We start from the raw sequence: 8,559 nt of genomic DNA, 5'->3' as shown, positions 1-8,559 counted from the left end.
AGCAGAAGGGCTTGCCCCGGGGATGTTTATTATACATTTCAACAAATCGAAAATGTATTTACTCTGACCGTTGAAAAAGATGCTTCACAACGCTCATTTTTAGATGGTGGCAAAGAGTATCAAGGTCGTCCAATGACCTTAAACTTCCAAGATATTTCTGTTCGCGCGGTGCTACAAATCATTGCCGGCTATAATGACTTTAACCTCGTAACGAGCGACTCTGTAACGGGGAATATCACTTTACGTCTTGATGGTGTGCCATGGGACCAAGCCCTTGACGTGGTATTGCGTGTTAAAGGTCTTGATAAGCGCATGGATGGGTCAATTTTAATGGTGGCTCCCTCAGAAGAGCTAGCTGCCAGAGAAGCTAAGGATCTAAAAGCTAAACAACAAGTCGAAGATTTAGAGCCACTATACAGTGAATACATTCGTTTAAACTACGCAAAAGCGGAAGAGTTTGCAGATTTACTAAAAACAGATACCAACAGCATCATTACCCCTCGCGGCAGCGTGTCGGTTGATAAACGTACCAATACCTTACTAATTAAAGATACGGTTAAAAGTATTGAAAGCGTGCGTCGTATGGTTGAAACCCTTGATATTGCCGTTAAACAGGTTGTAATTGAGTCTCGTATGGTTACTGTACGGGATAATGTTCAAGAAGATTTAGGTGTACGCTGGGGCTTTAGTGATGCTTCAGACAATGGTGGGCTATCAGGTTCATTAGAAGGTGCGCAAGGAATATTTGATGCTGGCAGTTATAATGATATCCCTAGTATTGCTGATCGCTTAAATGTTAACTTACCGGTTTCAAGTGCTGCAGGTAGTATCGGTATGCAAGTAGCTAAACTAGCAAATGGTACGTTACTTGATTTAGAGCTCAGTGCATTAGAAGAAGAAAACCGTGGTGAAATTATCGCAAGTCCACGTATTACTACCGCAAATCAGAAAAAGGCCCGTATAGAGCAAGGTACTGAAATTCCTTATGTGGAGTCTGCTTCAAGTGGTGCGACAACAGTTACATTTAAAAAAGCGGTGCTAAGCCTTGAAGTAACGCCGCATATCACGCCGGACAATAAAGTAATCTTGGATTTAATTATCACTCAAGATACGCGTGGTGATACGGTACAGACACCAACCGGCTCTGCTGTTTCGATAGATACGCAAAAAATTCAGACACAAGTGTTGGTTGAGAATGGTCAAACAGTGGTACTTGGTGGTATATTCCAGCAACAAATCATAAACTCAACGAAAAAGGTTCCACTATTAGGTGATATTCCTTACTTAGGTGTGCTGTTTAGAAATACGAGTGAGTTTAATGAGAAGAAGGAATTATTGATTTTCGTTACTCCGAAGATTCAAATAGACTAAATCTGGTCTATTTTCCTTAACGCAACGGGCAATTTTGACTTTAATTGCTCGTTAATTGGCTTTTTGTTCTATTTGACTTGAAATACCGCCTCAATTACTGAGATAATCCCCTCCTTAATTTTGGGGCCAGGTCGTTAGGCGGGGTTTTATTTCAAATTTTAGAGTTCGTTTGTACTAAAAGATATGGCTGAAAAACGTAATATATTTCTAGTTGGTCCTATGGGGGCTGGCAAAAGCACAATTGGTCGTCACATTGCCGATCAATTACATCTTGAATTTGTCGATTCAGATCAAGAAATCGAACGCCGTACTGGTGCTGACATAGCATGGGTGTTTGATCTTGAGGGTGAAGAAGGCTTTCGACTTCGTGAAGAAGGCGTCATTGGCGATCTAACTGAAATGCAAGGTATTGTACTTGCAACAGGTGGTGGTTCAGTGATGAGTAAAGAAGTACGAAACAAGCTTTCAGCTCGCGGTATCGTTGTATACCTAGAGACACCAATCGAAAAGCAAGTTGCACGTACGCAGCGCGACAAGCGTCGCCCATTACTGCAAACAGAAGAAGCACCTCGTGACGTTTTAGAGCGTTTAGCACAAGAGCGCGAACCGTTATATAAAGAAGTTGCTGACTTTACTGTACGCACTGATGAGCAAAGCGCTAAAGTTGTTGCTAATCAAATCATTGAGAAATTAGATTTTTAAAAACCAATAATAAAGGATACTGGCGATGCTTGAATTAACTGTTAATTTAGACGAGCGAAGTTATCCTATTTATATTGGTGAATCTGCACTTCACAACACAGACAGGTTGCGTCAGCACTTAGGTGACTGTCGTCCTATCTTCATCACTAATGACACCATTGCACCTTTGTATTTAAATGGTGCAATGGCGTTATTAGCTGATTTAAATCCTCTTCATTTTATTATTCCTGACGGCGAACAATTTAAATCACTTGAGTGGTTTGAAAAAATATCAGCGTTTCTGTTGGAGAATAACTGTGGCCGAGATACTTGTTTAATCGCTTTAGGCGGTGGTGTAATTGGCGATCTTACAGGCTTTGTCGCTGCTTGTTATCAGCGTGGTGTGCCTTTTATTCAGGTTCCAACCACTTTGTTATCTCAGGTTGACTCCTCTGTGGGCGGTAAAACTGCAGTAAACCATCCGTTAGGTAAGAACATGATTGGGGCGTTTTATCAGCCACAAGCCGTATTTATTGATACTCAATCATTGCATACACTACCTGAACGAGAATTTGCAGCGGGTATGGCTGAAGTCATTAAGTACGGTCTGATCTACGATACTGAGTTATACAGCTTCTTAGAAGATAATATTGCTAAGTTACAAACGTTGGATGAAGAAACACTGCAGCATGTTATTTTTCGCTGTTGTGAAATTAAAGCATTGATTGTCGCACAAGATGAAAAAGAAGCTGGATTACGTGCATTACTTAACTTAGGCCATACTTTTGCTCACGCAATTGAAGCACAAATGGGCTATGGGGTATGGTTACATGGTGAAGCTGTTGCGACAGGCATCGTATTAGCAGCTCAATTAGCGCATACCCGTGGTGATTTAACTGCGGCTGAAGTATCAAGAATTACAGCTTTAATTTCTGCCTATAACTTACCATGTGAAATACCTAGCGATATGACCAGTGAGCAATTTTTACATCATATGCGCAAAGACAAGAAGAATAAAAAAGGCACCATTCGATTTATTTTACCAACCGAGTTTGGCCAGTGCGCGCTCGTTGACGATGTATCTGATCAACAGGTTCGTGATTTAATAGGACGCTAATGCAATCGCAAATCTTACCAAGCCGAGCGGCTCTGGTTGATCGCATCGCGCTGCAATTTGAATACGGACAGAATTTAATTGCTTTGTTAGGGCCATCTGGTCTTGGTAAGAGCTACCTTCTTGAAACTTTCATTACAGACAAGTACAGCGATTTTAATAAAGCATTTGTCCAAGTAAGCGCTCTAATGACAGACAGTCAACTCATGAGTGAATTACTTGATCAAAGTTTTAGTACGCCGTTGATTGACCAACAATTGTCACTGTCTGAAAACTTCTTTCAATTAGTTAAAAAGCAAAATTGTGGCCCATGTTTATGGGTGCTAGATGGTGCACGCCATTTATCTGATGAAATGGCAGCTGACCTAGCTTTGCTTGCTAAAAATAGTCCAACCACATTGTATATTTTAGTCGCTGCACAGGCTGTTGGGCAATTTAGTAACGCGGTTGAAATTCACCTTGAACCCTTATCAATGGCTGAAAGTAAGCAGCTTATGCGCTGGTTTTTTAATAATCTTCCCGTTGATGAAGATCCCGTTTTTCAAACGTTTTTAAAGGAATCTCACGGGAATCCAAGCTTGCTATTGGCTTGGCAGCCAATAGCAAATAGCGCAGAAGTTAAAGTAGCAGATAAAGTTTCTTGGCGACTGCATTTAATTACGCTGATGATTATTATCACGCTATTAATTATAGGTTTGTTATATAAATCAGATATGACTCAGTGGTGGCAAGCGGTTTACCAACAGCGAGACGAGCCTGTAGCAACAGCAATAGCAGTAGAGAAATTTAAGCAAAGAGCAGATAAAACACAAGTAAAAGCAGAGCCAACCCCAATAGCCCTCGAGAGTGAGCCTTTTGCCGTTATAAATGTCGAGCAAGATGAAGTACACAATAATGTGGCGGCTATTTTAGATAGCCTTGCGGTTAGCCCTAAACAGCCGGTATTGCCAGTGTCTGAAGCTAAACCAACAGAGGCTGAGCTAGTTAAGGCTAAAGATCCTGTAGTTGCTAACTTACCATTTGATAATGCATGGTTTAACGAGCAAGACGACGAGTATTTCGTGATTCAATTACTCGCAGTAACTAAGCAAGCTATCGCAGAGCAGTTTATTGTCGCACAAAAGTTAGGTGAGGCTGCTAAAATTTATCAAACACAGCGTAATAATAAGAATTGGTGGATAGTAACTTATGGTAACTATAAAAGCCTTAATGCGGCACGTAAAGTAACAGCCACTTTGCCTGAAGCTGTGCGTAATAATCAGCCATTTTATAAAAAAATAAGTAAAATAAAACAAGAAATCGCGTTACTAGATCAGTAAAACTAAGCTGTTTAGTGTAAAATCGCGGCCATACCAGTTTGAAGTAAAGAGCCGATGCAAACAAAGACCAGAGCCTTCCTTAAATGGGCCGGCGGAAAATACAGCTTAGTTGAAGATATTAGTGCGCGCTTGAATGTAGCGAGCAAGCATGCAGATACCTTAGTTGAACCGTTTGTAGGCGCTGGATCAGTATTTTTAAACACTAATTTTAAACATTATATTTTAAACGATATTAATGCAGATCTTATTAATCTGTATAACGAGCTTAAGAACTCTCCTGATGAGTTTATTAGTGATGCAAAAAAGCTGTTTGTGGATTTAAACAATCACCCAGACGCATATTACGATTATCGTGTACAGTTTAATCAAAGTAACGATATTTATGAACGTGCGATTTTATTCTTATACATGAACCGTCATGGCTATAATGGCTTATGTCGTTATAATTTGAAGGGGATTTTTAATGTGCCTTTCGGTAAGTATAAGCGTCCTTATTTCCCTGAAAAAGAAATGCATTTCTTTGCACAAAAAGCTCAGCAAGCAACATTTACTTGTTTAGGTTACGATGATGTTTTTAAATTGGTACCTGAAAACGCAGTAATTTACTGCGATCCTCCTTATGTGCCATTGAGTAAAACAGCGTCGTTTACCTCTTACGCAAAGGGGGGCTTCAACTTAGATGATCAAGCCAATTTAGCAAACTTAGCTGAGCAAGCTGCATTTGAAAATAGTACACCTGTACTCATATCCAATCACGATACGGTTTGGACGCGAAAAATATACAGCCAAGCAAAACTAGATGAGATTCAGGTAAAGCGCACCATAAGCCCAAAGGGTGGCTCGCGCAATAAGGTGAATGAATTAATGGCTATGTATTTAGCACCAAAGCCACAACGGTGTAAATAGCAATAATAAATAAAATAAATAGCCCAATTGCAATAAGAATAATAGAGCGTGGGGAGTGTTGCTGAAAGTCAGATTGGCGCTTATTTTCAGATTGCACACCAAAGAAAGCGGCAATAACGCTTTGCAAGGCACTGAATAAGTGTTTCACTTAATTAAAACCGCGGCCCTAAAGAACGTGCCTTTTTTGGTTCGTCAGAATGGGTTAATAGCTCTAGTAAATCTAAGTAATGAAATTGTGCACTACGGCTATCACCTGTGATCCAAGACATCCAGCTTGATGCATGCTCTGTATTCATGCATTGTACGGAGTTATTTATTAAGTGTTCACCGCTGCATTGACAGTCATTAGTAGCGATAAAAGTGTCATCACTTTTAGATAAATAGCTTAATGTACCGATAGTTATAGCAGTCGCAGTTAAGATCCCAATTTTAAAAGCATGCATTTTACTTAGTCCATAATGGTGTTACTAAACTAAGCATACCTAATAAGTGTTCAAATAACAAACTTAATTTACCCTTAATAATTACAAAAAATCAATAGTATTATAAAGTTAAGGTAAAAATAATGTATAAATCAGGTTGCTTGAAAAATAATCGTTGCGCTAAGTTGAATAGAGTAAGTACTTTAATTGCAATAAAATTCATGTTTATCGCAGTAATATAGCCGTTATCATATTTATTTTCCCAGGCGAAGGTTATTTGTTACATTAAGCGCACTTATGCGCATTTTGAAACACATTAAGGATTGCCAATGTTAGAAACAATGCAAAAATATCTTATAGCACCATCAATTTTGTCTGCTGATTTTGCCCGCCTCGGTGAAGATGTAGACGCAGTGCTAACGGCTGGCGCTGATGTAGTTCATTTTGATGTAATGGATAATCATTATGTACCTAACCTAACGATAGGTCCTATGGTATGTAAGGCGTTACGTGATTATGGAGTAACAGCGCCTATTGATGTGCATTTAATGGTAAAGCCGGTTGATAGTTTAATTCCGCAATTTGCTGATGCAGGGGCGTCTATTATTACTTTTCATCCTGAAGCAAGTGAGCATATAGATCGCACTTTACAGCTAATAAAAGATAACGGTTGCCAAGCGGGGCTAGTGTTTAACCCCGCCACGAGCTTAAGCTATTTAGAGCATGTCATAGATAAACTCGACGTGATTTTATTGATGTCAGTAAACCCTGGCTTTGGTGGCCAGAGCTTTATACCTCACACGTTAGAAAAACTACGGCAAGCGCGCAAGATTATCGATGATTCAGGCCGTGCAATTCGTTTGGAAGTTGATGGTGGTATTAAAGTTGAGAATATTGCAGCCGCAGCACAGGCGGGTGCTGATATGTTTGTTGCAGGCTCCGCTATTTTTAATCAACCAGATTATAAAAAAGTCATAGAGCAAATGCGTGAACAATTAGAAGGTGTAAATTAATGAAATACGAGGCCGCTTTTTTTGATTTAGATGGCACCTTAGTCGACAGTGTATATGATTTATATATTGCAATGAATTTGACTTTAACTGAGTTGGCTTTTCCTATAGTGAGTCAGCGTTTAGTTGAAACCTGGGTCGGAAATGGTATTGAAACCCTAGTTAAGCGTGGTTTAAGTGGCGACATGCAAATTAGTGAGCAACTAGATGAACAGCTTGCCAAGCGAGCCATCAATCTTTTTTATGGTCATTACGAGCAACAAGTTGGTGAGTACAGCGTGCTTTACCAGCATGTTGAAACAGGTCTTGCTGCTCTTCGTAGCACCCCAAAAGCACTCATTACCAATAAAGCGCGTCGTTTTACTGAAAAGCTACTTGATAAACTAGCGTTGACAGAGCATTTTGACGTGATCGTATGTGGGGATGGTATGGCTAAAAAGCCATCGGCTGAACCGCTTTTGTTTGCTTGCAAGCAATTAAATGTGCCAGCAAGCCAAGCTGTAATGATTGGTGACTCAAAAAGTGACATCTTAGCTGCACATGCTGCAAACATAGATGTAATTGCTGTGAATTATGGTTATAACCAAGGTGAAAAGTTGAGTGATTACAATCCACAGTACCTCTGTGATACATTCTTAGATATAATACCCGTACTTACCCAAAGGTAAGAGCGTTTTTAATTTTAGTATTTTTTATTTTAGTAATATAAAGGAACATCATGAGTAAACCAGTAGTATTAAGTGGCATGCAGCCAACCGGTGGTATGACAATAGGCAACTATGTTGGTGCTATTAACCAGTGGGTTAAACTACAGGAAGAGTATGATAGTCACTTTATGTTAGCTAATTTGCATGCTATTACCGTACGGCAAGACCCTGAATTGTTACGATCGCGAGTGCTCGATGGCATCGCTTTATATGTTGCATGTGGTATAGATCCTAATAAAGCGGCTTTATTTGTGCAATCGCAAGTGCCAGAGCATGCACAGTTAGGTTGGGTACTTAATTGTTATGCACAAATGGGTGAACTTAATCGTATGACTCAGTTTAAAGACAAGTCATCTAAGCATGCAAATAATGTAAATGTGGGTTTGTTTGCTTACCCGGTGCTGCAAGCTGCAGATATTTTACTGTATCAGGCAGATCAAGTACCTGTTGGGGATGATCAAAAACAACATTTAGAGCTTACTCGAGATATTGCCACACGTTTTAATAACTTATATGGTGAGGTTTTCACAATTCCAGAACCTTATATTCCAGAGTTTGGCGCGCGCGTAATGAGCTTGCAAGATCCGCTGAAGAAAATGTCTAAATCAGATGACAATCCAAATGGATTTATCATGATGCTAGATGAGCCGAAAAAGATTGAGAAAAAGCTGAAAAAAGCTGTAACAGATTCAGATGAGCAAGCACGTATTTATTTTGATCGTACTGAAAAACCAGGTGTATCAAATTTATTAACGCTTATGTCTGTTGCCACTAAGCGCTCTATCGAAGAGCTTGTGCCAGAATATGAAGACAAAATGTATGGTCATTTGAAAAAAGATACTGCAGATGCGGTTGTAAGCATGATTGAGCCAATTCAAGCGCGCTTTAAAGAAATTCGTGAAGACCAAACTTTACTTGATAACATCATGAAAACCGGCGCCGAAAAAGCCAGTATTCGTGCTGAGAAGACGTTAAAGTCAGTTTACGATGCACTCGGTTTTATCCCGCGCCCATAGTCGTTATTGAGAC

10 protein-coding genes are annotated in these 8,559 nt (G+C 39.7%); 8 read left to right on the top strand and 2 right to left on the bottom strand.

The window, feature by feature from the left end; all coding sequences use genetic code 11:
- The 5 genes from B5G52_RS13460 to B5G52_RS13440 all read left to right on the top strand — a co-directional run.
- Positions 1–1,371 (top strand): type IV pilus secretin PilQ (locus B5G52_RS13460; RefSeq protein ID WP_140394326.1); only part of this gene is annotated, 1,371 nt, incomplete at its 5' end.
- A 183-nt stretch (positions 1,372–1,554) separates the two neighbouring features.
- Positions 1,555–2,073: a shikimate kinase AroK gene (gene aroK, locus B5G52_RS13455; protein WP_087533154.1), complete on the top strand. Its 519-nt coding sequence runs from the start codon at positions 1,555–1,557 to the stop codon at positions 2,071–2,073.
- A 25-nt stretch (positions 2,074–2,098) separates the two neighbouring features.
- Entirely contained in the window at positions 2,099–3,169 is a 1,071-nt protein-coding gene (aroB, locus tag B5G52_RS13450; RefSeq protein WP_087533153.1) for a 3-dehydroquinate synthase, read from the top strand.
- Positions 3,169–4,485, top strand: coding sequence for an AAA family ATPase (locus B5G52_RS13445; RefSeq protein ID WP_087533152.1), 1,317 nt, complete (start codon positions 3,169–3,171; stop codon positions 4,483–4,485). Before aroB ends, B5G52_RS13445 begins: the two co-directional genes overlap by 1 nt.
- 54 nt (positions 4,486–4,539) lie before the next feature.
- Complete coding sequence (locus tag B5G52_RS13440; RefSeq protein WP_087533151.1) at positions 4,540–5,391, top strand: Dam family site-specific DNA-(adenine-N6)-methyltransferase; 852 nt, start codon at positions 4,540–4,542, stop codon at positions 5,389–5,391.
- Here B5G52_RS13440 and B5G52_RS13435 read toward each other — a convergent pair.
- Together B5G52_RS13435 and B5G52_RS13430 are read right to left on the bottom strand one after the other, a co-directional pair.
- Positions 5,354–5,539, bottom strand: a complete 186-nt coding sequence (locus B5G52_RS13435; protein ID WP_087533150.1) for a DUF2970 domain-containing protein — start codon at positions 5,537–5,539, stop codon at positions 5,354–5,356. The two genes, B5G52_RS13440 and B5G52_RS13435, sit on opposite strands and share 38 nt — an antisense overlap.
- Positions 5,540–5,543: 4 nt before the next feature.
- Positions 5,544–5,834, bottom strand: a complete 291-nt coding sequence (locus tag B5G52_RS13430; RefSeq protein ID WP_087533149.1) for a hypothetical protein — start codon at positions 5,832–5,834, stop codon at positions 5,544–5,546.
- Positions 5,835–6,142: 308 nt separating this feature from the next.
- Here B5G52_RS13430 and rpe point away from each other — a divergent pair, with 308 nt between their 5' ends.
- The 3 genes from rpe to trpS are packed head-to-tail and all read left to right on the top strand — an operon-like array spanning position 6,143 to position 8,546.
- The gene (gene rpe, locus B5G52_RS13425) at positions 6,143–6,826 is read left to right on the top strand and encodes a ribulose-phosphate 3-epimerase (RefSeq protein WP_087533148.1); all 684 of its coding nucleotides are present in this window, start codon (positions 6,143–6,145) and stop codon (positions 6,824–6,826) included.
- Positions 6,826–7,491, top strand: a complete 666-nt coding sequence (locus B5G52_RS13420; RefSeq protein WP_087533147.1) for a phosphoglycolate phosphatase — start codon at positions 6,826–6,828, stop codon at positions 7,489–7,491. The genes rpe and B5G52_RS13420 overlap by 1 nt, the downstream gene beginning before the upstream one ends.
- A gap of 50 nt (positions 7,492–7,541) precedes the next feature.
- Positions 7,542–8,546: a tryptophan--tRNA ligase gene (gene trpS / locus B5G52_RS13415; RefSeq protein ID WP_087533146.1), complete on the top strand. Its 1,005-nt coding sequence runs from the start codon at positions 7,542–7,544 to the stop codon at positions 8,544–8,546.
- Positions 8,547–8,559 lie beyond the last annotated feature (13 nt).

Origin of the sequence: Pseudoalteromonas sp. A601, from assembly GCF_002165575.1 — a bacterium.
Classification (GTDB): Bacteria; Pseudomonadota; Gammaproteobacteria; order Enterobacterales; family Alteromonadaceae; genus Pseudoalteromonas.
This window is presented reverse-complemented; position numbering and strand designations above follow the sequence as displayed.